Genomic DNA, 25,708 nt, shown 5'->3' with positions numbered 1-25,708 from the left:
TGTTACAAAGCTCCATGTTGCATCCGCCCCATGCGCGCTTTATCCAATAATTGGAGCGTCCACTGTCAGCGGACACAAACCCATTCCGTTGCAAACTTGTTTCGACTGAAAAACAAGTTTGCAAAACTCTCCAACGGAGAGTCGGTGGATCAGCATGCAACACGGCCTGGAGGCAATTTCGTGACTAACAAGCAGGACAAGACAGAAAAGCTGGGCATAAACACACGCTTGACCCATGATGGGTATGAGCCTCGCGACTATCACGGCTTCGTTAATCCACCGGTCGTGCGCGCTGCTACGGTCCTGTTTCCTGATGCGCAAACAATGGCGACAGGCAATCAGAAATACACTTATGGCACCCGCGGAACCCCGACCAGCGAAGCCTTATGCAAGGCAATCGACGCCCTTGAGGGCTCTGCTGGAACTGTCTGCGTCCCGTCGGGTCTGGCTGCTGTCACAATTCCTCTGCTGGCATTTCTATCGCCTGGCGACCATGTTCTGTTTGTCGACTCGATCTACAATCCGACCCGTCACTTTGCTGATACGATCCTGAAGCGTATGAGCATTGAGGTTGAATACTACGATCCGGAAATCGGCGCAGGCATTGCAAAGCTTTTGCGTTCCAACACCAAAGTGGTATTTACGGAATCGCCAGCCTCTAACACATTCGAAATACAAGACATTCCGGCAATCGTTGACGCAGCCCACAAGGCTGGCGCCATCGTCATGATGGACAACACGTGGGCAACACCGTTGTATTTCAAGCCGCTGGATTTTGGCGTCGATATCAGCATCCACGCATCCACAAAATATCCCTCCGGCCATGCCGACATTCTGTTCGGAACCATTTCGGCCAATGAGAAATGCTGGCCACAGTTGCTGGAAACCCATGGCACGCTTGGACTGTGTGCAGCACCTGATGACGCCTATCAGATCCTGCGTGGCCTACGCACGATGGGTGTTCGTCTGGAACATCATCGCAAGAGCGCGCTAGAGGTTGCACATTGGCTGGAAAGCCATCCAGCCGTGGATCGCGTATTGCACCCGGCACTTGAAAGCCATCCGGGCCACGAATTGTGGAAGCGCGACTTCAAGGGCTCGTCCGGCGTGTTTGCCTTTGTGCTTAAGAGTGGCTGTCGACAAGAAGCACATGCTTTTCTCAATGCACTGACGATTTTTGGCTTGGGCTATTCATGGGGCGGCTATGAAAGTCTGGCAAACGAGGTCGGGCTGAAAGATCGAACCGTTGCCAAGGGTGATTACCCAGGCCCGGTCATTCGCCTGCAAATCGGCCTTGAAGATGTGCCTGACCTGATCGCAGATCTTGAAAAAGGCTTTGCCGCGATCTGAATTATAAAGGCGCGTCGCATTTAGAGCACTTACAAATGCTGCTAAAAAACGTCGATCTGAATGCATCAGATCGACGTTTTACATTTTGAGCTGACAACCGCCTCACCACAAAGCCCAGTCCTGCTTTTTTTGAAATGAGGGCCCATTAAGAAATACTATATATGCAATATGCGTTATATATAAATATCAAATAATAAATTTAACGACACTATTCTTTTGTTTCCATCATCAGCTGAAATATCTATACTACCCCACCATCGACAATAAAAATTCGGCTTGTGACAGTGTTATCCCAGAATTTGACTAAAAATGCGGCTATTCTTTTGGTCCAGAGTCTTCTCGCACTCTTTTTGTTAACACTCTCAGTGTTTCCTACTGCGGCTCAGGATGCACCTTTACGTCAGGTGAAGGTGGGCGTTTATGTCAGCGAGCCTTTTGTCAGCAAACAGGGCGACACATACACTGGAATGGCGGTCGACCTCTGGAACAGCGTGAGCACGCGTCTGGGATTAGCATCTCATTTCATCGAGTATCCGAACTACAATGCATTGGTGAAAGCTGTTTCCGCGAACGAGGTCGATGCGGCCGTTACCAACCTCACCATCACCGAAAAACGTGCCGAAGTCGTAGATTTCACCCATCCATGGTTCGATGCAGGCCTGCGGATCATGGTGCACACACAAGCCGGTAATGGATGGAATGATCTGATCGGCGATCTGGAAGACGCCGGCCACCTCGCCACTTATGCATGGATCGGCATAGTCATTCTGATTGCTACCATTCTGCTAACACTATTTGATCGCCGGTTCGATCAGAACTTCCCGCGCCGCTGGCTGGAAGGCTTGGCCGAAAGCTTCTATCACGTCGTTTCCCTTGCCACTTCAGGCAAAAGCTCACGCAAGAATCTCTTCGGATGGGCGGGTCGCATTTGGCAGGCATTTTGGCTGGTCTTCGGCATAGCCGTGGTGGCTTATGTAACTTCGTCAGTTACCAGCGTTATGACAGTTGCGCATATTTCAAACAATATCAACAACTTGGCTGAGCTGCAAAACAAGACTGTGGGTGTACGTACAGGCAGCATTGCAGAACAGATGATGGCTGCGCGCTCAATCTCGACAGTTACTTTTGATCACCTACCCGAAGCGGTGTCCGCACTGACAAACGATGAGATTTCAGCAATTGTCGGCGACAGCCCGGTACTGGAATATTATGCGCACAAGAATGCAGCCGAACCCGTTGAGTTGGTTGGAAACATCTTTAGTCCAGACAAATATGGCTTTGCCTTCCCGCGCCACAGCGACCTTGTAAAACCCGCCTCTGTTGCAATTATCAGCCTTCAAGAAAGTGAAGAACTTGCGGCTATCAAAGCAAAGTATTTCGGAAGAGACGAATAGCAAGCTCCAGACAAAGCAAAGGCGGCCGAATGACCGCTTTTGTGACGCCATTGCGGGATTTTAAAATTCAATATTTTCAAAGACCTGGACACACCGCAACACTTATCCATTTCACAGCCCTCTGAAATACGATAGGGAACCAATCGGATTAGTTTATTCTGACCTCGGGTGCCGGAAACATCAGAGCGCGTTTCGATCCGGTTGAATCAGATTGGTGCGTCTCAACATTTGTTTTCACGCACATCTTTCCCGGAAGCCGTTTCACACTTTTCGGGATATGTTCTAAAGGAAAATGCCATGATGAACTGGGTTTTCGTGTTGCAGGGTGTTATCGCCATAGGCTTGGCTGGCTTAGCTATCGCCGTCATTCTGCGTCACCGTCGCTGAAACACGCGCAACAGACGAACCAACGGGAACTTCTTACCGTCCTTCATCGTTTACTACCCAATGGAGTTGTTCAGGGAGAACCCCGATGAGACTTTCTTTCAAAGCAGCAATAGTTGCACTAGGTGTCTTTTCTGCGGGTGCGGCACAAGCGGCGAATGCAATCGTAACCACCAATCTTAATGTCCGCACAGGCCCGGGTACGGGCTATGCTGCGCTTGGTAGTATCCCAAGCCGCGCACCCGTCAATGTGCGGGGCTGCACGTCGGGTTATGGCTGGTGCCAGATCAGTTACGGCGGCTTATCCGGTTGGGCTTCCTCTCGCTATCTCGCGATGCGTGAGGGATCAAGTGGCGGTTATTCCGACGACTTTGGCCGCAACGCAGCACTGATCGGTATTCCACTGATCGCAGGTGTAGCCATAGGAGCAGCACTCAATGATCGTAACGATCGTTGGGATCGTGACTATTATCGCGGTCGCGGCTGGGATCGCGGCCATTGGCGTCGTGATCGCCATTGGGACCGTGGTCGCGGATGGGATCGCGGCGGCAGACATTGGGATGGTCCGCGTGATCGTGGCCCGAGATTTATCCCACGTTCCCGCAGCGGTGACGGCCCACACGGCCAATAAATCGCCTGCTCGCAGAATAAAAGCGCCGCAAATTTAGCGGCGTTTTGTTTATCATCGCTCGGAGCAGGTTGCTTGTGCCTTACCCGGCTGCCAACGCATGCGCGATGAGAACAAACAATGAAGGAAAGTTGGAACTTTAGGAAATCAATAAACCTAAGTCATTGATATGATGGCGATCCCGGCAGGATTCGAACCTGCGACCTACGGCTTAGAAGGCCGGTGCTCTATCCAGCTGAGCTACGGGACCTCACCATCAGAACCCGGCCTTAACACAATGCGTTGGGCCGGGAAAAGCTGTTACTTCATTATCCTCAAAATCGCACTGGATTTAAGGCAAAACATGTAACGAATTTAAACTGTTAATGCGTCCAAGGCTGAACGCGGTAGAAGCTGAAGTTATCCGAATAGGAAACCTTACGGCGCTTTGCTTCGTGCGGCTCGATCACGCGATAAGCAATACCATTGCGGGTCGCGTATTCGATCGCATCTTCGCGGCTGTCAAATGACAGTCGAATCTGGCTCTTCATATCGCCAGAAGAAGTGTAGCCCATCAAAGGCTCAACCTTGCGAGCGCTTTCCGGCTCATATTCCAGAAGCCAGTTTTCTGTTTTGGCTTTACCAGACTGCATTGCGGTCTTAGCTGGACGGTAAATACGTGCAACCATTTGAAGAACCTTGATCTATGCTTTGTGCCCGGAGGGCGATAATTTCAACAAGGCAATAGTTTACACGCCACATCATGTCAACGCGATAAAGGCGCACGCCACAGCAACTAATTGCGACATACTCATCATGGCAAATTGTCAGGAAGAAAATGGTCGGAGCGAGAGGATTCGAACCTCCGACCCCCTGATCCCAAATCAGGTGCGCTACCAGGCTGCGCTACGCTCCGTGCTTTGTAAGCGGCCCTTCCCTAGATAATAGCCGGATATAAAGCAAGTGATAAAAATAGCTTTTTCGAATTTTATTCACACCCTTACGCTTATTTGCGTTTTTCGGGGCTTTCGGAAAGGTCAGGAACCATCGGCAGGCTCGCGCGTTCCTTTTGCATCCTCAAATTTTTGGAGTTTCAGAGTGAATCGCAACGGACTTTATCTGATCATCGGTGCTCTTGTCGTCGTAGTGGCAGGCTTTGCAATTTATACCTATCAGCAAGAAAGCAAACCTTCCGGCATTGAAATGAAAATCGGCGAAGGCGGCATTTCCATTCAAGAGAACTAATCCTTTAGGGTGTTCGAAACACCCAAACGCACCAATAGGTAGGCGACCCCAAGCAGTTATAAACATATAAACCGATTAAGATTTCAATCGCTTACCGTTTGTGATGCAACGATTCCGCTCTGTCCATGTTATTTGCGTTGCCACGACAACGGAGGATAGAAATGGATATCCAGACTTCAGATGCGCTGTACCGTCGCCATGAAAATGAATGGGCGGCATTCCGTGATGCAGTTCAGCAAAAAGAGTCCAGCCAGAAAAGCAATGAGCCTGTTTCCGGTGAGACCTTTTCGGGCAACAAGTCATCCGGCCAGGAATAGTCCATTCCATCTATTTTAATTAAACGCCGCGCAAGCGGCGTTTTTTATTGTCTGAACAACGCCATAAAATCTTATAATCAAGAAAATTCACTTGGGATTTCAAACCTGTTCGCTACTTTCAGCGCATTGGAACAGTTTCATTACGTCAGGATCAGGAAATGTCGGCACAGAAAGTTGCAATCATTACAGCAGGCGGCAGCGGAATGGGGGCTGCATCCGCTCGCAAGCTCGCACAGGATGGCTTTGCCGTCGCTATTCTCTCATCATCAGGCAAAGGCGAAGCACTGGCCAACGAACTGGGCGGTATTGGCGTGACTGGCTCAAACCAGTCAGCCGATGACCTGAAGAAGCTTGTCGATCTCACTGTCGAGAAATGGGGACGTATCGATACACTGGTTAACAGTGCCGGCCATGGCCCTCGCGCTCCGATTCTCGATATTACCGATGAAGATTGGCACAAGGGGCTCGACACTTACTTCCTGAATGTCGTTCGCCCGAGCCGTCTTGTCGTCCCTGTCATGCAAAAGCAAAAATCCGGCACGATCATCAACATCTCGACGGCATGGGCTTTCGAACCAAGCGCAATGTTCCCGACTTCGGCGGTGTTCCGCGCAGGCCTCGCCTCTTTCACGAAGGTATTTGCCGACACTTATGCACCCGACAACATTCGCATGAACAATGTTTTGCCGGGCTGGATCGACAGCCTGCCAGCCACTGAAGAGCGCCGTGACAGCGTGCCTATGCAGCGTTATGGCAAAAGCGAAGAAATTGCCGCAACAGTTGCCTTCCTGGCATCAGACGGTGCGGCCTACATCACAGGTCAGAACCTGCGCGTAGATGGCGGCCTCACCCGTTCTGTCTGATAATTGTTCCCGGTAACGAAATGCGAAGGAAGACCCGCTAATGTCTTCCTGTCGCGATTCGGACAGGGGACATGAAAAATGGCGCCACGGAAACGGAGCTCCCGCCCGACAAAACGCTCAACTGGGCGTTCCACTGGGCGTAAGAGTGGTTCAGGTTCATCCGCACCAATATTAGCGCTTGGCGCGATTTTGGGTCTGGGTGCGTTCAGTCTGTGGACCACAGCCCAACATAAGAGCCCGCAAGCAGCGTTGACTGCCTTGTTCCAGCGTGCCGCACCGCAGTTCAGTTCTTCGGCCCCAGCAAAGGTGGAAGACAAGCAGCGCGTCGAAAAAGCTGCAGTTGAAAAGAAAACGCCTTCAAAAGATTATGCAGGCGCGGTGGGTCCTGTCCCTCGCCCGGTTGCGTTGGTCGCACCTGCGCAGAATAAGCCTGTGCAACAAGCTGCCATTCAGGCACCAAAGTCGCCAATGCCAATGCAGAGAGTAGCTCCGCCACCACCACTCCCTGCATCTGCACGCGCATTGCCGATGCCGCCGCGCGGCACCAATACGGCCGCTCATTCTCCATCGGTGATTTATGCCAAGGCAAAACTCACCATTCACAAGAATGCATGGGATAAATCGCCTGCTATCGGCACGGTCGAAAAGGGTCGCGAAATGCGCTCTTATGGCAAGACAGGCAAATGGCATCGTGTTGTCGTGCCTTCAACCAACATGATTGGCTGGGTGCATGAAGACCAGTTGCGGGGTGGTCGTAACAAGCCTGACAGTGCACAGATGATTACTACCGGATCGATTGCCAAGAAGCCGCAAGCGGCAGCACCTGCCACACCATTGACGCAGAAGGCGCGCATCCAGCCGCCAATGGCCGTCGGACAGAAGAACTAAATTTTCTGTGCCGCTGTTGCCATGGCCGCGATTTGCGGGTCGCCCGGGAGATATTCAAAGCCGATGTCAAGCAGTGAAGACGTATCGGCGACCATGTCTCCGAACAGCTGCTCATAAAGTGTCTTTTTGCCCAAGAGTGTGAGCAGCATTTCCATGCAGAAGGCAGGAACAGGCACCAACCGTGACGGACGTCCCATAGCCGCGCGTGCTTTTGATACAAGTTCATGCGTTGAACGCGGTTCTGGCTCAGCAAGATGGAAAATGTTCCCCGAAACCTGATCTGATCCCGTATTTGCAAGAAACGCCAGAGCACGTGCCACGTTTTCCAGTGAAACAAAGCTACGCCGATTATTTGCCGATCCGAATGGTAATGGCAGACCAGTGTCGCAAAGCTTCATCAAAGCCCGCAGATTGGCCCGTGCGTTCGGTCCATAAACAAGAACGGGTCGAGCGATCACCACTTCAATGTCGGTCATAGCAAGCAAAGCAACTTCTGCCTTTGCTTTGGCCTGGCCATAATCATCTCGCGGTGCAAGCGGCATGTCTGGCACCAGCGGCGATGGATTACCCGCAATCGTGTAGATAGTGGAAACGAAGATGAAGCGACGCACACCAGCCTTTCTGGCTTTTTCCGCCAGCTGGACGGTCAGTCGATGATTCACAGCATCAAATTCATCCGCCTGCGGTCGTTCAGCACCTGTTCGATGGGCGAGAGCCGCGCAATGAATGACCACTTCAACATCTGAAAAATCAGGAGCTGGCAAATCGTTGCGCGAAAGGGCAACGGTCTCATGTCCGTCATTCACCAGTTGGCGAAGAACAGCGCTTCCGATAAATCCGTGGGCTCCGGTGATGGCTATCCTCATCCCTCACCGTGGCCCGCTTCTGACAAGACCTGCGCGGCAAGCGTGCGCGTTATACGAGTTTTCTGTTCTAGAGCTGCGCGATCAAGACGATCCACAATCTGGATTGCAGACAAAAGTGACCGTTCGATACGGCTCACCAAATAGCTGACCACATGTGGCTCAACACTGATCTGCCGGTCGGCAAAAAGCTTGTGAATGACACCGCCGAGCAACATATCGTCGGGTTCTGCAATCTCGACGACTGTTGCAGCCTTAAGGCGCGATGCAAGATCAGGAAGCTTTACCTTCCAGTTTGCGGGCAAGAGGCGCGAGGTCATCAGGAGTGAAGGTCCCGGACCAAGCGCTGCATTCTGCCGAACGCTGTTGATGAGATGAAACAGGCCCGTCTCATCGAAAGGTGCACCGCCAATATTGTCGATCAGCACCGGATATTCTGCAGCACCCGTCACCACCTCATCGCTGATGGCTTTAGGATCGGCCAACAGCGCACCTGTTGCCGCGCGCCAGACTTCCGCCAAGTGCGTCTTGCCAGCACCCGTCGGCCCGGCAAGGATTACCACCGGAGCAACCCAGTTTGGCCAGCGATCGATAAGATCCACCGCTGCACGGTTCGACCCCGTGACCATGATGTCTTCGCGGTGATAGCCGGGCTGATGCTCAAGAGCGAGCGGAATCTGACGCGGTGCGTCACTCATCGCTGCCTCCAGAATGTCTGGCTCCCGAAAATCTCGCCCGGTTACGTGTCAGTTTCATTTCTCTTTGCCTGTATTCTCGCCAGCCTCGATCAGCGGCCCGGCATCGGAATGAGGGCGCTTATAGACCGGGTCGTACATCGGAGAATGGAGATAGCGATTCAGGGCAAAACGCACAAGCACCCCGACCGCTGCCGCAGCTGGCACTGCCACTAGCATGCCCGTGAAGCCAAACAGAGAACCGAAGGCGAACAGAGCAAACATCAGCCAAACCGGATGCAGACCCACAGACGATCCGACGAGCTTTGGCTGGAGGATGTTTCCTTCAACAAACTGGCCCAGGAAAAACACTGCTGCAACGGCAACGATCATGATCCAATCCGGCCAGAACTGGACCAGTGCAACACCGATCGCGAGCGTCAGACCGACGAAGGAACCGATATAGGGAATGAAGCTGATAAGCCCTGCGAAAAAGCCGATGAGCAGGCCAAAATTAAGCCCCGTCAGGGTCAGGCCGATCGCATAATAGGTGCCGAGAATGAGGCACAAAGTGCCCTGTCCACGGACGAAACCCGCCACTGCCGCATCCATGTCACGCGCAATGCCGCGGACGGTGTAAAGCTGCCTGCGCGGCACCCATGAATCAATGCGATCAACCATGCGATCCCAGTCAAGCAGCATGTAGAATGCAACCACCGGCGTAACGATGAAAAGGCCCGCAATATCAATGAGAGATTTCCCCGAATTCCACAGGGACTGGAGCAGTGTCGAAAGGAAACCAGCACCTTGTTGCAGCAATGTACTGAGATTTTCCTGAATGACGGAGCTATCGATGCCGATATAACGCTTTAACCATTGCGAGTTCTCGTTGGTCATCAGTGCCTGTAGCTGCGAGATATAATCCGGTAGCTTGGAAATGAAATCCGCGAGCTGTGTTGCCAGAATCGGGATGATGATCATCAGCCCTATGACCAGGATCATAAGGAAAACGAGCAAAATGACGATTGTTGAGGCCAGTCTCGACAGACCCAGCCGCTCCAGACGGTCTGCAACAGGATCAAGAAAGTATGCCAGCGCCATGCCGGCCACGAAAGGCAGAAGGACCGGGCTGAAAATCACCAGAAACAGGATGAACACAGCAACGGCGCATGTCCAGAACATGGCTTGGCGACGAATGACGGAGCCCGTAAAGCCGCCGACTTCTACATTGACGTGAATATCGCCATCGCGTGCCACGGCCTCTGACTGCTGTATCGTCTTGCTTGTCGTGTCACGCACCGGCGCTGGTTTCTTGACCATCTTGATCCATTCTCTGCAAAGCTGGGTCCTGAGCCCCAGCTATAATAAAACGATGTTACTTTTCTCGTAAGCGCCGACAGATAAGGATAGTTAGACCGTAGCAAAAAGATTGCAATGTTTATGAGCGAGGAGTTCTCCCTGCATCGACAGGTTACTGCAAATCCACAGTATCGGAAATTTCGGCAGATTCGTGCAGTGTTTTGCGCTTTTCCAGCCTCTCGGCCTTGCAGGACAAGCAATCTCATGTCATTGCGCCGGTAAATAATCCCCACAAGGGGCACAGCCCCGTTTCAGGCCAGTTTCAGGAGCAGGTGATGACCACAGAAAATAACCCCGCCAAGAAAAATGGACTGACTTACGCAGAAGCTGGCGTCGACATCGATGCGGGCAACCTGATGGTCGACAAGATCAAGCCTCTCGTCCGCTCCACGCGCCGTCCCGGTGCCGATGGTGAAATTGGCGGTTTCGGCGGCCTGTTCGATCTCAAGGCTGCAGGCTTTACCGACCCTGTACTCGTCGCAGCCAATGATGGCGTTGGTACCAAGCTCAAAATTGCAATCGATGCAGACAAGCATGACACGGTCGGCATCGACCTCGTGGCGATGTGCGTGAACGATCTCGTCGTTCAGGGTGCGGAGCCGCTTTTCTTCCTCGACTATTTCGCCACTGGCAAGCTCTCGCCTGATCAGGGCGTAGCTATCGTCTCCGGTATTGCGGAAGGCTGCCTTCAGGCTGGCTGCGCACTGATCGGTGGTGAAACCGCCGAAATGCCGGGCATGTATCGCGATGGCGACTACGATCTGGCCGGCTTTGCCGTAGGTGCCGCTGAGCGCAATCGTCTGCTGCCGCGTGGCGATATCTCCGAAGGCGACATCATTCTCGGCCTTTCGTCTTCGGGCGTTCATTCCAACGGCTTCTCGCTGGTGCGTCGCATCGTTGAAATGTCGGGCCTTGGCTGGAAATCCGATGCGCCATTCCAGTCCGGAGCAACACTGGGCGAAGCTCTGCTGACGCCTACCCGCATCTATGTGAAGCCTCTGCTCGCTGCGATCCGCGCATCGGATGGCATCAAGGCACTGGCGCACATCACTGGCGGCGGCTTCCCGGACAATATTCCGCGCGTCCTGCCGGAAGGCCTTGCCGCTGAAATCAATCTCGATGCAATCGATGTTCCAGCCGTATTCTCCTGGCTTGCCAAGACCGGCGGCGTCGAGCCACTCGAAATGCTGCGCACTTTCAACTGCGGCATCGGCATGATCGCTGTTGTCACGCCTGACAAGGTTGATGAAGTGCTTGCAGCCCTCGCCGCCGAAGGCGAAAATGTCGTTACGCTCGGTCGCATGATCAAGCGCGAAGGCGAAGGCGTCGTCTATCAGGGTACTCTGGCACTATGAGCCGCAAGCGGGTCGTTATTTTCATCTCGGGCGGCGGCTCCAATATGGAGGCGCTGATCCGCGCTGCTCAAACACCCGATTTTCCGGCTGAGATTGTTTCAGTCTTTTCCGACAAGCCAGATGCTGGCGGCCTTGCGAAAGCACAGGCCGCTGGTATCGCAACGCAAGCGTTCGCCCGCAAGGATTATGCCTCGAAGGATGCACATGAAGACGCAATCCTTGAAGCACTTGCAGCGCTGAATCCCGATATCATTTGCCTAGCTGGCTATATGCGACTTCTGTCGGGGAAGTTCATTGCACCTTATGAGGGGCGTATCCTCAATATCCACCCTTCCCTGCTACCGCTTTTTCCTGGCCTGCATACGCATCAGCGTGCGCTAGATGCTGGCATGAAGCTTGCTGGCTGCACCGTGCATCTGGTGACGGAAGGTATGGATGAAGGGCCTATTCTGGCACAGGCTGCAGTTCCAATTGTTGACGGCGATACAGAAGACAGTCTCGCTGCTCGCGTGTTGAAAGCCGAACACAAGATCTACGCTCTGGCGCTTAGCAAATTTGCCACCGGCAATACGGAAGCAGGAGTGCCGCAAGATACAATGGTGATCAGCGCCTGATCCTAAACAGGAGATTAGGCGCGACAAATTCATCACACGTGAATTTTTTCGTTAACAAAACTTTAATTCTCGTGAAAATGCCCTAATTCCAGTGCGTAAGGGGACTTGCTTCGGCAACCCTTGAGAGTCGCATGAGCGTCTCTTTCTGTATTGTGTTTTATTAGAGGACAACATCATGTCTCTCCGTTTTTCGACTTCCTTCCTGTCGGCTATGGCCGTCGTTTCGGGCATAGCAATTACCGCACCTGCCCTTGCTGCTGACTTCGTGGCGCCTCCTGGCTCAGGCCGCACCCAGCCGCGTTCGGAAGTTGGCACCCTCTCCTGCAATATTTCCCCTGCTATCGGTGTTATCATCGGTAGCCAGCAGGATGTGGATTGTGTGTTCAGCCCTGTTCACGGTCGTGGTCCGGTTGAACATTATACCGGTAACATCACCAAGATTGGCGTTGATGTAGGCTTCATCAATGGCGGCACGATTGCATGGGCTGTCTGGGCACCAACCGTTCGCCCTGAGGGTGCATTGAAGGGCCGTTATGTCGGCGCATCGGCAAATGCCGCGATTGGCATCGGCGCAGGCACCAACATTCTGACCGGCGGTTCGTGGAAGACGATTTCCCTGCAGCCTATCTCGCTTCAGGGCCAGAAGGGTCTCAACGCAGCCGTTGGCCTTTCCAAGCTCAAGCTGAACTACGCAGGCTAATCAACTTCATAAATACAAAAGCCCGCGCTGAGCATTTGCTCAGCGCGGGCTTTTGATTCATTTCCTTGGCGCGCATCTTATCCGAAAACCGCTTCACACTTTTCGGGATGCGCTTTAAGTGATTTTCTTGATCCAGATCTTCGTGTCGTGAACCGCCAAGCCGCCATAAGGGGCGGCAGGTTCGGCCCCGATCAGTGTATTGATCCCCTCGCCACGCTCAAAAGTGGAATTGGGGAAAATACCCTCCGACACCACCACACCGCGTTTTTGACCAGCGCGCAATACGGCATGAAGTACGACTTCACCGCGATGATTGCCGATTTCAATCCGCTCGCCATCAGCAATATCAAGATCTGCCGCGTCATCCGGGTGGATGAGAAGTTCCGGCCTGATTTCCTTGGCAAGCGATGTCGGCGTTTCAGCAAATGTCGAATTCAGGAAATTATGCGCTGGCGACGTTGCAAGGCGGAATGGATGGTCTGCATCCACAGCCTCAATCACGTTCCAGTAGTCTGGAAAGACCGGCATAGATTGATGCGGGCCTTGCAGACCCATAACTTCCGGCGGCTTGTTCGGCGATGGGCTTCCGGTCCAGTCGGGGCGGAAGCGGAATTTGCCGTCCGGCCAATTAAAGCCGTTGATGTAATGCGCTTCCTCGAATGGCGGCTGCAAGTCGACAAAGCGTTTTTCCTTCAGCTCGTCGAAATGCGGGAGATCACTATTGGCATTCATATTGTCGATCAGCGTGCGCTCATCGAGGTCAAAGCCGGGCAAATGCGCAACGCCCAATCGCTTTGCGAGTTCGTTAATCACAAAGATGTTCGGCTGCGCCTCCGCAAGCGGTTCAATCAGTTTGGGCCCAAGCACCACATGCTGCTGACCGCCGCCACGATAAATATCGTCATGCTCGAGGAAGGTCGTCGCAGGCAGAACGACATCAGCCATCTTTGCCGTATCCGTCATGAACTGCTCATGCACAGCGACAAACAGGTCTTCACGAGCAAAACCTTCGCGCACCAGACGCTGTTCCGGCGTTACATTCATCGGATTGGTATTCTGGATCAGCATCGCAGTCACAGGCGGACCGCCATAAAGTGCTTCGCTATCGCCCGTCAGGATGCGCCCGATCTTGGACTGATCGAGGAAGCGGATATTCATATCCTGCATCGCGCGACCTTCAATCTCGCGCTTGTCCATCTTGAAGATGCCGGAATTGGAATGAAATGCACCGCCGCCCTCATATAAAAATGCGCCGGTCACACAGGCAATCGATGCGGCTGCATGCATGTTCACCGCACCATTTCGCTGGCGTGTGAAACCATAGCCAAGGCGAAAATAAGTGCGCTTGGTCTTGCCCACCAGATGCGCGAACGCCTCAATCTCTTCGACGCTGAGACCGGTAATTTCAGCAGCCCATTCAGGCGTGCGCGTAGCAAGGTGCGCTTCCAACCCCTTTGGATCGTCAGTATAGCGATCGAGATATTCCCAGTCAGCAAGGCCGTCACGGAACAAAACATGCATGACAGCACAGGCAAAGGCACCATCGGTGCCGGGCTTGAGCACAATACCCATATCCGCCTGCCGCACAGTGGCATTGGCATAAATATCAATGACAACGATCTTGGCGCCGCGATCTTTTCGGGCCCGCACCGCATGGGTCATAACATTGACCTGAGTGGCGGCGGCATTGGTGCCCCATATGACAACCACATCAGCTTTTGCCATCTCGCGCGGGTCTGGACCTGTCAGACTTCCTGTTCCGGCAAAATAGCCGGTCCAAGCCATGTTTGTGCAGAAACTGTCGAACTGGTTGGAATAACGCTTGGCAAAACGCAGTCGATTGATGGAATCGCGCTGCACCAGTCCCATCGTGCCCGCATAGTAATAAGGCCAGACGCTCTCACTGCCATATGTCTCTTCGGCTTTGACAAAGCGTTCTGCAATCAGATCGAGCGCTGCGTCCCATGATGCCTGTTTCCACTCGCCGTCACCTTTGCGTCCTGTGCGAATAAGCGGATGCTTCAAGCGATCCGGGTGATGCACGCGTTCGGCGTAGCGTGCAACCTTGGCGCAAATCACGCCTGCGGTGTAGCTATTATCCTTTGCACCGCGCACACGGCCAATGGTGCGCTCATCCAGCAACTCGACGTCGAGCGCGCAAGTGGACGGGCAATCATGTGGACAAGCAGAATGTCCAATTTTGATGTTCGCTTTTGGGGACAGCTGGTTCATGGTGCTTTTTTTAGCGCAACCCATGTTCCGCAGAAACGAATTTCTTACGAATTAAGAAGCCTGCGACGAAATATATCTTCAAGCCAGCCGCAGCGTGATCGCGCCCAGAACAATGAGGCCTGCTGCCAGGAAACGCGGCAAACCGACTTTCTCTTTGAGAATGAACACAGATATCAGCACACCAAACAGGATCGCTGTCTCTCGCAGAGCTGCAACCACTGCAATCGGTGCCATCGTCATCGCCCACAGAGCAAGGCCGTAAGAACCCAATGTCCCCAAACCGCCCACGAGCGACGGACGCCAATGGTTGCGAACATAGTTCAGAAAGCGATCCGGCTCGCGATAGAGCGCCCAACCGGCAAGCGGAAAGGCATTTATCAAAAACAACCATAACGTATAAGATAAAGTATGGCCCGATGCGCGGACGCCCACGCCGTCGATGATGGTATAGGCCGCGATAAAGCCAGCATTGGCCAAGGCAAGCAGAGCGGTTTTACTGGACGTGCCACCATTGCGACGCCGCGCTTCAAGCGCCATCGCCAAAACGCCCGAGCAGATCAGCATAACGCCAACCCAGCTACGCCAGCCCATCACTTCGCCAATCAGCGGCGCACTGACCAGCGCCACCAATAAAGGTGGGGTGCCGCGCATGATCGGATAGGCCTCGCTCATGTCGCCCGATTTATAAGCGGCCGCTACCAGCGACATGTAAAAGACCTGAGTGATCGTCGAGAGCCCAATGAATATCCAGCTCGACGGATGCGGCAGCGGTAAAAATAGCAGGAAAAATACAGCGACCAATCCGGCCGCACCAGTTACACTGGCTGCAGCGAAAAACTTGTCACCACTCCCCTTTACGATAGCATTCCAGCTTGCGTGAAGAAACGCGCCACAAAGGACTATCAGCAGAACGCTACCAGACATGCAAAACTCGACTCAGATGAGAGCAGATGATGACAGTTTTATGTCACATTTAACTGAGCACGGATATTGCCGAAAGCGACGAGGCATGAAACAAGCGCGAACATGAATTACCGTCACGCCTATCACGCCGGGAACTTTGCTGATGTCGTCAAGCACGTCATCCTTTCCCGCATTGTTGAATATCTCAAACGCAAGGATCAGGCCTTCCGTGTGATCGATACCCATGCGGGCATCGGTCTTTACGATCTGCGCGGCACTGAAGCCGAGAAAACAGGCGAGTGGACCGGCGGCATCAGTCGTGTGGTGGATGCAGTCGAAAAAGGTGACGTTCCACAAGCGGCTATCGAACTGCTTCAGCCCTATCTCGACACAGTTCGCACGGTGAACAAAGGAAATAAGCTCAAACATTATCCCGGCTCTCCGCTTCTGACGCGGCATCTTCTACGCAAGCAGGATCGTCTTTCAGCGATTGAGCTACATCCGCAAGATGCCAAAAATCTGGCAAAGCTGTTTGACGGCGACTATCAGGCGCGCGTCATCGAGCTTGATGGCTGGCTGGCTCTTGGCGCGCATATGCCGCCCAAGGAAAAGCGTGGGTTGGTGCTTGTTGATCCGCCTTTTGAAATAGAAGGTGAATTCGATCGCCTCGTGGATGGGCTCGTCAAGGCTTACAAGCGTTTTCCCGGTGGAACCTATGCGTTCTGGTATCCAGTGAAGGACCGCAAAGAGACGGAGCGGTTTTCGAGGCGTCTGCGCGAAACCGAGATTCCCAAGATCATGCGGATCGAACTTGCGATTCGGGCACCGTCACTGGAGCCGCGTCTTGACGGCACCGGAATGATTGTCGTGAACCCGCCATTTACACTGGAAAGTGAGATGCAAATCCTGCTTCCCTGCCTTACCAAGTTGCTTAGCGAGGAAAAGGGAGGCAATTTCAGCATTCAATGGATACGCGGTGAGACGGATCGTACTTGACCGTTTCCAATTGCTGAATGAAACTGCGCCCAGATAAGTTTGGAAAACGAGCTTCATGCTCGAATTGTGAGACAGGAAAAAGACATGCAACGCAAGTTGGATCGCATCGGACAGTTTTCTCGAGCAGCCCTTCTGGCTGCTTCGGTTCTTCCCCTGACGTTCGCTTCCCTGCCCGCAAGCGCCGCCGATTACCTGACTTCGGCACCGGCATCTGTCGGCGATGCCGGTCTTTGCAGCCAGCAGGGGGTTTTGCGCAGTGTCGTTGCTGATTTCGGCTATCAGGTGCGCAATGTTCCAAACCTGCTGCAAGTTGGCATTTCCGCGATGAGTGATGTTCGCCTCACCCGCTATGAGCCAAAAAACAATCCAGCGCAGATCGAACGGACCTATTGTAAGGCCACCGCTGTTCTCAGCGACGGTCAGCATCGTTCGGTTTGGTACATGGTAGAAGAAGGCCAGGGCTTTGCTGGCGTTGGCCAGAATGTTGAGTTCTGCGTTGACGGCTTCGACCGCTGGTTCGTCTACGACGCAAGCTGCCGCGTCCTGCGCTGATTGTGACCACGATGATGCGCAAACTGGCGGTGCTTTCAACCGCCCTTCTTGCCACCTCTTTTGCAGCGCTACCCGCAATGGCGCAGGACCGGGGCAATAGTCGCCCCGGTGATTTTGATTTCTATGTGCTGTCTCTTTCCTGGTCGCCGAGCTATTGTACTCTGGAAGGTCCAAGAGCGAACAAACAGCAATGCGGCACCGGTCGGCCATTCGGTTTTGTGGTCCACGGTCTCTGGCCACAGAACGAGTGGGGCTATCCCGCCAATTGTCAGTTTGACAATGCCCGCAGCCGTGGAAGCTTTGTGCCTCGCCAGATTGTTTCAAGCGTTTCCGATATCATGCCCTCAACAGGGCTTGTTGCGCATCAATGGCGCAAACATGGAAGCTGCTCCGGTCTCTCGCAGAACGACTATTTCGCCACAGTTCGCCAAGCCTATCAGCACGTGAACATTCCGCCGAGCCTTCGCAACCTTACTTCGGGTCGGCGCGTCGACCCGATGCTGGTTGAGAAAGCATTTATTGCGGCAAATCCCGACATGAAACCTGACGGCGTGTCTGTATCATGCAAGAGCAACTATCTTCAGGAAGTTCGCATCTGTATGACCAGGGACCTCAAGTTCCGTGCCTGTGAACAGATCAATACCAATGCTTGTCGCAGCCGTTCCGTTATGATGCCAGCGGCTCGTTGAAACCGTCTAACTGCTTGTTTTTTCGCATTATCTTACGCAAAATCGCTTTGCACTTTTGCCGGAAATGTTCGCCGTAGTTTTCACAATCAGGAATGAAGATGACTCAGATCCTCTATTCACCGGCCTCGCCTTACAGTGCGAAGGTGCGTATGGCCGCACAACATGCGGGTATTCCATTTGAGAGCGTGGTGGTTACGACATCTGCCGAGCCGGACGATCTCATCAATGCCAATCCACTCGGCAAGATTCCGACCTTGGTGACGGATGATGGCAAGTCGATTTTCGACAGCCGCGCGATCATGCAGTATCTCAACCGCATATCGGGCAACAAGCTTTTCCCACGCAATGCTGAAAAGCGCACCGACGCAGAACGTTACGAAGCAATTGCTGACGGTTTGTCCGATGTTCTGCTCGCGCATGTTTACGAGCGCCGTATGCGTCCGGAAGAAAAGGTGCACCAGCCGTGGCTTGATCTGCAATGGCGCAAGGCGGAACGCGCGCTCGACCTTTTGAACGAAGCCCCGCCTCGCCTTGCTGGCAAGCTTCATGGCGGCCATCTGGCCGTGGCAGCCACACTTGGCTATCTGGGTTTGCGCTTTGAAGGCAAATGGGAACGTGGTCGCCCAAAACTCAAGCGCTGGATGAAGCGCTTTGAAGAACTGCACCCCGAACTTTCAAAGCTCCTGCCCCACGCCTGAAATTTGAATAATAAAAAAACCGGGCAGTTTCCTGCCCGGTTTTTTTCTATCCAATTACGGCGTAATTAGAACTTGTAGCCAACGCCAACGCGAATGTCGTGGGTGTCAAGCTTGTTACGGACCGATTCGGTTCCGAGGTCGTAGGTCTTGTTACCGAACTGGGTGTAGCGGTATTCAACGCGACCAAGGATGTTTTCGGTCAGCTTAGCTTCCAGACCGGCACCAGCAGTCCAACCAACGCGGAACTTGCTTTCGTCTTCAATGCCGTTGTCCAGCTTGACCTGCGAGCCAGCAACACCAGCGGTGATGTAAGGCATAACTGGGTTCAGGTCGTAACCAAGACGGCCACGGAGCGAGCCTTCAAAGCCCTGCTTGGCTTCCAGACCATTCTTGGACTTCTTGGCCCAGGAATAACCTGCATCACCTTCAACACCATATACGAACTGGTCCTGCTGGAAGTTCCAGCCAGCATATGCGCCAGCCTTCATGTCGTCAGGCTTGATCGAGCCGTCGGTGTTGGTCTTTACCTTGTTCCAGCCGTAGCCGAGGTACAGACCGGTGTAACCACCAGCCCAGCTGGACTGTGGAGCCATTTCAACAGGTGCTGGAACAGGAGGCTGTTCCATGATGGCGTCAGCTGCGAAAGCAGTTGCAGAGAACGGCAGCAGCGCAGCCGAGGCGATTACAAGAGACTTAAGAGTGCGCATAGCATTCTCCTTGACTAAAAATTACCTTTAGCGCGGTCCCTTATCGGGTGGGCAACATCTTGGGGAGTAAACCGCCCATGCCGCGCTGACAGGACAGACATATCGAGGGTAAATGCGGCACGATCTGCCCCCTTCTGTGGAGAGAACCTGACGAGAACGTGGCAAAATTGCGATGTTGCATTCTCGCAACGCTCCCACCTCACACCTATATAGGAATAAGCAGCATCTCTATTCTGTGAACTGAAAGAGCCTCATCCGATTGAAACCACTGAATTCGCTGCGTTTTTGTCAGCAGTAAACAGCGAGCCCTTTAATTTTAGCTGTATTTTTTCCGGCAAAATGGCATGAAATGAAGCGATGAATCACGATAAGAAAGTGTTTACCCTGTTGGAAAATCCGGAAACCAACCCGCTTGCAAATTGCCCTGTTCTGGTGACGGGCGGTGCACGGCGCATAGGAAAGGCAATTGTCGAAGACCTGGCAGGACACGGCTTTCCGGTGGCTATTCACTGTAACCGCTCCGTTGATGACGGCGAGGCGCTTGCAGCGCAAATCGCTGAAAATGGCGGCAAGGCCTGCGTTGTACAGGCTGATCTCTCAGATGAGAATGATGTGCGCGGATTGTTGCAGCAGGCAGCAGAGCAGCTCGGTCCGATTCGTATGCTCATTAACAACGCATCGCTGTTTGAAGATGATCGCGTTGGCAATCTGGATATGCAGCTTTGGGATCGTCATTTTGCGATTCATTTGAAAACGCCGGTAATTCTTGCCGAAGAAATGGCGAAAGCTCTGCCTGACGATACAGATGGTCTTATTATCAACGTCATCGACCAGCGGGTCTGGAAGCTGAACCCACAGTTCTTTTCCTACACGCTTTCCAAGACTGCCCTCTGGAATGCCACAAAAACGCTGGCACAGGCACTGGCACCGCGCATTCGCGTCAATGCCATCGCCCCCGGCCCTACTTTGCCGAGCGAGCGCCAGAATGCAGATGACTTTGAATTGCAGGTTAGCCGTTTGCCTTTGCACCGCGCGCCCGACCTGTCAGAGTTTGGACTCACTGTTCGCTATTTCTGGGAAAGCCGCTCAGTGACTGGTCAGATGATTGCGCTTGATGGTGGGCAGCATCTGGCATGGGAGACCCCGGATATTGCAGGAATTACGGAATGACCGGACCACGCAAAACCATTGATGATGCCATTTCACACCTGCCATCGGATGATGAGCAGGATGTGGCTGGTATAATCATGGGCGATGCAGAATCTGATGACGACGATGACGCAATCGAAGAGGCACCAGCCGTTGCCTCTGCGGCCGATTCGATACAGTGGGATTCGTCGGATGGATTGCCGGATACGAAAGGTCTGAGCGGCGCAGACATTATCAATGCCTTCGTCAAACGCTTGCCGAATAATCCGGGCGTCTATCGCATGTTCAACAGCGATGGCGACGTGCTCTATGTCGGCAAGGCACGCAGCCTGAAAAAGCGTGTCTCCAATTATGCGCGCGGAGTCGGCCATTCGAACCGCATCACACGGATGATCGGTGAGACGGCAACGATGGAATTCGTCGTCACACGCACGGAAACCGAAGCTTTGCTGCTTGAAGCGAATCTTATCAAGCGCTTGCGCCCGCGTTTTAACGTGCTGCTGCGCGACGATAAGTCATTTCCATACATTTTATTGAGCGGCAATCATCGTGCACCCGGCATTTTCAAACATCGCGGCGCACGCACGCGCAAAGGCGAATATTTTGGCCCGTTTGCTTCTGCAGGGGCCGTTGGTCGCACGATCAACGCGCTTCAGCGCGCTTTTCTACTGCGTACATGCACGGATTCTGTGTTTGAAACGCGCACCCGTCCCTGCCTGCTTTATCAAATCAAACGCTGTTCCGGTCCATGCACCCATGAAGTCAGTGACGAGGATTATGCTGAGCTAGTGGGCGAAGCTAAAGCCTTCCTGTCGGGCAAAAGCCAGACTGTGAAGGATCATCTTGCGGCAGCGATGCAGGCAGCTTCTGCAGAGCTCGATTTCGAACATGCTGCGGTTTATCGTGATCGCCTCTCGGCCCTTTCCCATGTGCAATCGCATCAGGGCATCAATCCGCAGACCGTTGAAGAAGCCGATGTCTTTGCCATCCATCAGGAAGGCGGCATGACCTGTATTCAGGTCTTCTTCTTCCGTACCGGGCAAAACTGGGGTAACCGCGCCTATTTCCCAAAAGCGGACAGTTCACTCGGACCTGCGGAAGTGCTCGGCGCGTTCGTGTCACAGTTTTACGATGACAAACCCTGCCCCAAGCTGGTTCTGCTCTCCGAAAGCGTTGAAGAACAATCGCTTATTGCTGAAGCGCTATCTTCGCGTGCGAACCATCGCGTTCAGGTCAATGTTCCGCAACGCGGAGAAAAGAAAGAATTGGTCGATCATGCTCTGACCAACGCCCGAGAAGCACTCGGACGCCGACTTGCGGAGACCTCCTCGCAGGCGCGTCTTTTGAAAGGTTTGGCCGAGACCTTTGGCCTTCCACATACGCCGCGCCGCATCGAAGTCTATGATAACTCGCATATCATGGGCACGAATGCGGTTGGTGGTATGATCGTTGCCGGGCCAGAAGGCTTCGTCAAGAATCAGTATCGCAAGTTCAATATCAAATCGACGGACATCACGCCGGGCGATGATTTTGGTATGATGCGCGAAGTGATCGAGCGGCGATTTTCACGTCTCGTCAAGGAACACGGTGAACCGGAGCCTGTGACGGGAACGGAGAGCCCGGAAGCCGTCAACGATGCCTTCCCGGCATGGCCTGACGTTATACTGATTGACGGTGGTCAGGGTCAGGTGGGAGCGGTTCGCCAGATACTCGGGGAATTGGGCATAAGTCATCTGGTGACCGCCATCGGTATCGCCAAGGGTGTGGACCGCGAAGCAGGACGCGAGCGTTTTTTTGTCGAAGGTAAGCAAGCCTTTACGCTGCCACCGCGCGATCCGGTTCTCTATTTCATCCAGCGCATGCGCGATGAAGCACACCGTTTCGCCATTGGCACACATCGGGCAAGGCGCAAGAAGGAAATGGTCGCGAACCCGCTGGATGAAATTTCGGGAATCGGTCCAACGCGCAAGCGTGCACTTCTCCATCATTTTGGCACGGCAAAAGCGGTATCCAGAGCGGCAATCGAGGATCTGATGCAGATCGATGGCATATCGGAGGCCATGGCAAAGACCATTCACGACCATTTTCATGATCGATGACGTAATTTTGTCCGGGTTTGGGCAACTAATCCTGTAAGGGCGTCATTACGTCCCGACAGAACACATGAGCAGGTGTTGATTTTCTTGGTCATCCCTGATGTTGTGCACCAATAACGAATGCGGCGGTACAATGCGGAAAAATCACACTCTCTCCTTGCCAAATATACTGACCTACGCGCGGATCATTGCCGTTCCGCTTGTTGTTTTGTGTTTTTTTGTGGAGGGACGCCTTCAGTCGAGTGATAATTCCCGCTGGGCCGCACTGGCAATTTTTGCCATCGCCAGCATCACCGACTTCTTTGATGGCTATCTCGCACGCATCTGGCAGCAAACCTCCACGATCGGCCGTATGCTTGACCCGATTGCGGACAAGCTTCTGGTTTCTGCCTGCCTACTGCTTTTGGCAGCGGATGGCACAATTGCCGGATGGACGCTGTGGGCCGCGATCATCATTCTGTGCCGCGAAGTGCTTGTCTCTGGTCTGCGTGAATATCTCGCGGAACTGAAAGTCAGCGTCCCAGTTTCGCAATTGGCAAAGTGGAAGACAACGGCCCAAATGGTTGCTCTATCTTTCCTGTTGGCCGGTCCAGCCGGCGACAAGATCATGCCTTATGTAACCGAAATTGGCATCGTTCTGCTCTGGATTTCCGCAATCCTGACGCTTTACACGGGTTGGGATTATTTCCGCGCAGGCCTCAAACATGTGATGGATTGATCGTCTTGCGCGTAAATCTGATCTACTTCGCCTGGGTGCGTGAAAAAATCGGCAAGGGAGAGGAAGTCATAGAACTCCCTTCTAAAACGATCAGCGTTGGTGCACTTATTGCTCACCTTAAAGGCCTTGGCGCTGAATATGAGGCGGCGTTCGAGCATGAAAATGTCATTCGTGCCGCGATCAATCAGGAACATGCTGAACATGACGAGTTGGTCAGAGACGGTAATGAAGTAGCACTTTTTCCACCCATGACGGGTGGCTGATATAGTCCGAACATGATCAGCCAATCGACCTGCCCCCTTTTCATCAGCATTCGCGATACAGACTTCGATATCGCCGAAGAAATCCGTCAGCTTAGTGAAGGTCGCAAAGATATTGGCGCTATAGTCAGCTTCACCGGCCTTTGTCGTGATGAAGGCGGCAAGCTTTCAGCACTTGAGCTGGAACATTATCCCGGAATGGCAGAAGCTGAAATTCGCCGTATCGCTCATGATGCCATTGAGCGCTGGCCTCTATCTGGTGTTTCCATCATTCACCGTTTTGGGCTGATTAAACCCGGTGAAAATATTGTTCTCGTTGTCACAGCATCAGCCCATCGTCAGGCCGCTTTCGAGGCAGCATCGTTCCTGATGGATTTCATGAAAACGGGGGCCCCATTCTGGAAACGCGAACATCTGATTGAAGGCGGAACCGGCGACTGGGTAGAATCAAAAGCCGAAGACGAACAAAGCCGAGGACGGTGGCAGAGGACCTGAAACCCTCATCTTTTGCGGGCAAGTTGTCGCAGGTAAAACTGTTTTTTACATGGAAAGAATTTCACGCGTTCTATTTAATCGCGAATTAACTATTTAAGCCCCTAAAATATAGGGTATTTTGGATGGTGCGTTACTGCACTGCCACAATTTTCACATGAAGCAGCGTTTATTGTCTGCCTCATGAATCAAGATGTGTACGGGTATGGGATCACTGACACAATCGACCGATTGTGAGTACCACCGAAGACACAAGACAAAAATGCGAGGAACGGAAGTTTCGGATTTGGCAATGCTAAAAGGACTTACGAAAACTCTTTCAATCGTGGCAGCGCTCGCTGCAGGCATCGGCGTGCTCGGCGGAGCGGCCATGTTTTTCACGACGTCCATGCCAACTGCCAGCATTGCGGCTGACAAGACAATCAGCGGTAAGGTTGTTTACCGTGAGCGCATCGCTCTGCCGCCGGAAGCGCACCTCATCGTGCAGCTCAATGATGTTTCCCTCGCTGATGCGCCTTCCAAGACCATTGGAGAGACACGAATCGAGGCTCCGCAGGGCTCACCGATTCCATTTGCCATCAATTTCGATACAGACGGGATTGAACCACAGCACACCTATGCTTTGCAGGCCCGCATCGTTGCTGGCGACACGCTCTGGTTTGTGAGTGACGAACGTTACACGATCGACCCAAAGAACCCTGAAGAGCCTGTTGAGCTTAAGGTGGTGATGGTTCGCAAAAGTGCCGATGAGGCCGTAACGATTGGCATCGAGGGCAAGGACTGGCTTGCAGAAGACATTCAGGGCGGCGGCGTCATTGACACTGCACAGACGACGCTGTTGGTAGGCGCTGACGGCACTGTCAGCGGTTCGGGTGGCTGCAATCGCTTTATGAGCAAAGCAGCAATCTCAGGAAGCAGTATTTCGTTTGCCGAAATCGGCTCGACCTATATGCAATGTCCACCTGCGCTGATGAATCAGGAGCGCAAGTTCCTCGATGTTCTTGGAAAAACACGCTCATACAAGATGGACGCGGGAAAACTCGTTCTGATCGATGAGGGCGGCGACGAGCTGGCAAGGCTTGCTCAGAGCCTTTGATTTTCTGAATACCTACATAAAAAAGCCCGGTCTCGCGACCGGGCTTTTTCTTGATACCGATATGGTATTAGCCGACGATTTCGGTGCCGGAGAACCAGTAAGCGATTTCTTCAGCTGCAGTTTCAGGAGCGTCCGAACCGTGAACCGAGTTTTCGCCGATCGACAGAGCAAATTCCTTACGGATCGTGCCTGCGTCTGCGTTTGCCGGGTTGGTTGCGCCCATGACTTCACGGTTCTTGGCAATGGCGTTTTCGCCTTCGAGAACCTGAACGATTGTGGGGCCGGAAGACATGAATTCAGTCAGTTCGCCGAAGAAAGGACGTTCTTTGTGAACAGCGTAGAAGCCTTCAGCTTCACGCAGGCTCATCCAGACGCGCTTGGAAGCGACAACGCGCAGACCAGCTTCTTCGAGCTTAGCGGTGATAGCACCGGTCAGGTTGCGGCGGGTCGCATCAGGCTTGATCATGGAGAAGGTACGTTCGATTGCCATTATGACACCTTGTATGA

28 protein-coding genes and 2 tRNA genes are annotated in these 25,708 nt (G+C 53.2%); 20 read left to right on the top strand and 10 right to left on the bottom strand.

All coding sequences use genetic code 11. The annotated features are described in order from the left end of the window. The first annotated feature begins 180 nt into the window (after positions 1-180). The 3 genes from ACSME1_RS10785 (at position 181) to ACSME1_RS10775 (ending at position 3,759) form a co-directional block, all read left to right on the top strand. Entirely contained in the window at positions 181-1,350 is a 1,170-nt protein-coding gene (locus tag ACSME1_RS10785; RefSeq protein ID WP_024897390.1) for a cystathionine beta-lyase, read from the top strand. A 323-nt stretch (positions 1,351-1,673) separates the two neighbouring features. After that, positions 1,674-2,744 (top strand): transporter substrate-binding domain-containing protein, encoded by a 1,071-nt coding sequence (locus tag ACSME1_RS10780; protein WP_235822330.1) that lies wholly within the window; start codon positions 1,674-1,676, stop codon positions 2,742-2,744. 472 nt (positions 2,745-3,216) lie between these two features. Continuing rightward, entirely contained in the window at positions 3,217-3,759 is a 543-nt protein-coding gene (locus tag ACSME1_RS10775) for an SH3 domain-containing protein (protein ID WP_024897388.1), read from the top strand. Between the two features lie 170 nt (positions 3,760-3,929). Here the strand turns inward: ACSME1_RS10775 and ACSME1_RS10770 are convergent. The 3 genes from ACSME1_RS10770 to ACSME1_RS10760 form a co-directional block, all read right to left on the bottom strand. Then, positions 3,930-4,006, bottom strand: a tRNA-Arg gene (locus tag ACSME1_RS10770). Positions 4,007-4,118: 112 nt separating this feature from the next. After that, entirely contained in the window at positions 4,119-4,424 is a 306-nt protein-coding gene (locus tag ACSME1_RS10765; protein ID WP_024897387.1) for an ETC complex I subunit, read from the bottom strand. Positions 4,425-4,574: 150 nt separating this feature from the next. Further along, a tRNA-Pro gene (locus tag ACSME1_RS10760) sits at positions 4,575-4,651 on the bottom strand. Between the two features lie 182 nt (positions 4,652-4,833). On the opposite strand from ACSME1_RS10760, the gene ACSME1_RS10755 reads away from it, so the two are divergent. From ACSME1_RS10755 to ACSME1_RS10740, 4 genes are all read left to right on the top strand, one after another. Beyond that, positions 4,834-4,980, top strand: a complete 147-nt coding sequence (locus tag ACSME1_RS10755) for a hypothetical protein (RefSeq protein ID WP_024897386.1) — start codon at positions 4,834-4,836, stop codon at positions 4,978-4,980. A gap of 161 nt (positions 4,981-5,141) precedes the next feature. Then, positions 5,142-5,297 carry a hypothetical protein gene (locus ACSME1_RS10750; protein WP_164844631.1) on the top strand — a complete coding sequence of 52 codons (156 nt, stop codon included), beginning with the start codon at positions 5,142-5,144 and terminating at the stop codon, positions 5,295-5,297. Between the two features lie 158 nt (positions 5,298-5,455). Further along, positions 5,456-6,160: an SDR family oxidoreductase gene (locus tag ACSME1_RS10745; RefSeq protein ID WP_024897385.1), complete on the top strand. Its 705-nt coding sequence runs from the start codon at positions 5,456-5,458 to the stop codon at positions 6,158-6,160. A 78-nt stretch (positions 6,161-6,238) separates the two neighbouring features. Then, positions 6,239-7,048 (top strand): hypothetical protein, encoded by an 810-nt coding sequence (locus ACSME1_RS10740; protein WP_024897384.1) that lies wholly within the window; start codon positions 6,239-6,241, stop codon positions 7,046-7,048. Here ACSME1_RS10740 and ACSME1_RS10735 read toward each other — a convergent pair. The 3 genes from ACSME1_RS10735 to ACSME1_RS10725 are packed head-to-tail and all read right to left on the bottom strand — an operon-like array spanning position 7,045 to position 9,905. Beyond that, the gene (locus tag ACSME1_RS10735; protein ID WP_024897383.1) at positions 7,045-7,914 is read right to left on the bottom strand and encodes an NAD-dependent epimerase/dehydratase family protein; all 870 of its coding nucleotides are present in this window, start codon (positions 7,912-7,914) and stop codon (positions 7,045-7,047) included. The two genes, ACSME1_RS10740 and ACSME1_RS10735, sit on opposite strands and share 4 nt — an antisense overlap. Continuing rightward, the gene (hdaA, locus tag ACSME1_RS10730; protein WP_024897382.1) at positions 7,911-8,621 is read right to left on the bottom strand and encodes a DnaA regulatory inactivator HdaA; all 711 of its coding nucleotides are present in this window, start codon (positions 8,619-8,621) and stop codon (positions 7,911-7,913) included. Before hdaA ends, ACSME1_RS10735 begins: the two co-directional genes overlap by 4 nt. A gap of 42 nt (positions 8,622-8,663) precedes the next feature. Next, positions 8,664-9,905: an AI-2E family transporter gene (locus ACSME1_RS10725; protein ID WP_024897381.1), complete on the bottom strand. Its 1,242-nt coding sequence runs from the start codon at positions 9,903-9,905 to the stop codon at positions 8,664-8,666. Positions 9,906-10,219: 314 nt separating this feature from the next. Here ACSME1_RS10725 and purM point away from each other — a divergent pair, with 314 nt between their 5' ends. The 3 genes from purM to ACSME1_RS10710 all read left to right on the top strand — a co-directional run bounded on the left by purM (position 10,220) and on the right by ACSME1_RS10710 (position 12,613). Then, positions 10,220-11,299 (top strand): phosphoribosylformylglycinamidine cyclo-ligase, encoded by a 1,080-nt coding sequence (gene purM, locus ACSME1_RS10720; RefSeq protein ID WP_024897380.1) that lies wholly within the window; start codon positions 10,220-10,222, stop codon positions 11,297-11,299. Further along, entirely contained in the window at positions 11,296-11,913 is a 618-nt protein-coding gene (purN, locus tag ACSME1_RS10715) for a phosphoribosylglycinamide formyltransferase (RefSeq protein ID WP_105706786.1), read from the top strand. The genes purM and purN overlap by 4 nt, the downstream gene beginning before the upstream one ends. A gap of 175 nt (positions 11,914-12,088) precedes the next feature. Continuing rightward, on the top strand, positions 12,089-12,613 hold the full coding sequence (locus ACSME1_RS10710) for a DUF992 domain-containing protein (protein WP_024897378.1): 525 nt from the start codon (positions 12,089-12,091) through the stop codon (positions 12,611-12,613). Positions 12,614-12,727: 114 nt separating this feature from the next. Here ACSME1_RS10710 and ACSME1_RS10705 read toward each other — a convergent pair whose 3' ends face one another. Both ACSME1_RS10705 and ACSME1_RS10700 read right to left on the bottom strand, forming a co-directional pair. After that, entirely contained in the window at positions 12,728-14,845 is a 2,118-nt protein-coding gene (locus ACSME1_RS10705) for a molybdopterin oxidoreductase family protein (protein ID WP_105706788.1), read from the bottom strand. A gap of 78 nt (positions 14,846-14,923) precedes the next feature. Beyond that, on the bottom strand, positions 14,924-15,769 hold the full coding sequence (locus ACSME1_RS10700) for a DMT family transporter (protein WP_024897376.1): 846 nt from the start codon (positions 15,767-15,769) through the stop codon (positions 14,924-14,926). A gap of 102 nt (positions 15,770-15,871) precedes the next feature. Between ACSME1_RS10700 and ACSME1_RS10695 the strand changes: the two genes are divergently transcribed. The 4 genes from ACSME1_RS10695 to ACSME1_RS10680 all read left to right on the top strand — a co-directional run bounded on the left by ACSME1_RS10695 (position 15,872) and on the right by ACSME1_RS10680 (position 18,683). Next, positions 15,872-16,744: a 23S rRNA (adenine(2030)-N(6))-methyltransferase RlmJ gene (locus ACSME1_RS10695; RefSeq protein ID WP_105706790.1), complete on the top strand. Its 873-nt coding sequence runs from the start codon at positions 15,872-15,874 to the stop codon at positions 16,742-16,744. 84 nt (positions 16,745-16,828) lie between these two features. Then, positions 16,829-17,296: a hypothetical protein gene (locus tag ACSME1_RS10690; RefSeq protein ID WP_105706793.1), complete on the top strand. Its 468-nt coding sequence runs from the start codon at positions 16,829-16,831 to the stop codon at positions 17,294-17,296. Between the two features lie 11 nt (positions 17,297-17,307). After that, positions 17,308-17,985: a ribonuclease T2 family protein gene (locus tag ACSME1_RS10685; RefSeq protein ID WP_024897373.1), complete on the top strand. Its 678-nt coding sequence runs from the start codon at positions 17,308-17,310 to the stop codon at positions 17,983-17,985. A 98-nt stretch (positions 17,986-18,083) separates the two neighbouring features. Beyond that, positions 18,084-18,683 carry a glutathione S-transferase gene (locus ACSME1_RS10680; protein ID WP_024897372.1) on the top strand — a complete coding sequence of 200 codons (600 nt, stop codon included), beginning with the start codon at positions 18,084-18,086 and terminating at the stop codon, positions 18,681-18,683. A 65-nt stretch (positions 18,684-18,748) separates the two neighbouring features. Here the strand turns inward: ACSME1_RS10680 and omp25 are convergent, their stop codons facing one another. Further along, positions 18,749-19,390: an outer membrane protein Omp25 gene (gene omp25 / locus ACSME1_RS10675; protein WP_024897371.1), complete on the bottom strand. Its 642-nt coding sequence runs from the start codon at positions 19,388-19,390 to the stop codon at positions 18,749-18,751. A gap of 357 nt (positions 19,391-19,747) precedes the next feature. On the opposite strand from omp25, the gene ACSME1_RS10670 reads away from it, so the two are divergent. From ACSME1_RS10670 to ACSME1_RS10645, 6 genes are all read left to right on the top strand, one after another. Then, positions 19,748-20,560, top strand: a complete 813-nt coding sequence (locus ACSME1_RS10670) for an SDR family oxidoreductase (RefSeq protein WP_036567148.1) — start codon at positions 19,748-19,750, stop codon at positions 20,558-20,560. Beyond that, on the top strand, positions 20,557-22,638 hold the full coding sequence (gene uvrC / locus ACSME1_RS10665; protein ID WP_105706795.1) for an excinuclease ABC subunit UvrC: 2,082 nt from the start codon (positions 20,557-20,559) through the stop codon (positions 22,636-22,638). The genes ACSME1_RS10670 and uvrC overlap by 4 nt, the downstream gene beginning before the upstream one ends. Before the next feature lie 130 nt (positions 22,639-22,768). Then, positions 22,769-23,353, top strand: a complete 585-nt coding sequence (gene pgsA, locus ACSME1_RS10660) for a CDP-diacylglycerol--glycerol-3-phosphate 3-phosphatidyltransferase (protein WP_024897368.1) — start codon at positions 22,769-22,771, stop codon at positions 23,351-23,353. A gap of 5 nt (positions 23,354-23,358) precedes the next feature. Next, on the top strand, positions 23,359-23,616 hold the full coding sequence (moaD, locus tag ACSME1_RS10655) for a molybdopterin converting factor subunit 1 (protein WP_024897367.1): 258 nt from the start codon (positions 23,359-23,361) through the stop codon (positions 23,614-23,616). A gap of 12 nt (positions 23,617-23,628) precedes the next feature. Next, on the top strand, positions 23,629-24,108 hold the full coding sequence (locus ACSME1_RS10650) for a molybdenum cofactor biosynthesis protein MoaE (protein WP_024897366.1): 480 nt from the start codon (positions 23,629-23,631) through the stop codon (positions 24,106-24,108). Between the two features lie 289 nt (positions 24,109-24,397). Next, complete coding sequence (locus ACSME1_RS10645) at positions 24,398-25,201, top strand: META domain-containing protein (RefSeq protein ID WP_024897365.1); 804 nt, start codon at positions 24,398-24,400, stop codon at positions 25,199-25,201. A gap of 67 nt (positions 25,202-25,268) precedes the next feature. On the opposite strand, the gene ndk is transcribed toward ACSME1_RS10645, so the two are convergent. Beyond that, positions 25,269-25,691 (bottom strand): nucleoside-diphosphate kinase, encoded by a 423-nt coding sequence (gene ndk, locus ACSME1_RS10640; RefSeq protein WP_007874342.1) that lies wholly within the window; start codon positions 25,689-25,691, stop codon positions 25,269-25,271. Positions 25,692-25,708 lie beyond the last annotated feature (17 nt).

The sequence above is a fragment of the Brucella pituitosa genome, from assembly GCF_965577835.1.
GTDB lineage: Bacteria > Pseudomonadota > Alphaproteobacteria > Rhizobiales > Rhizobiaceae > Brucella > Brucella pituitosa.
This window is presented reverse-complemented; position numbering and strand designations above follow the sequence as displayed.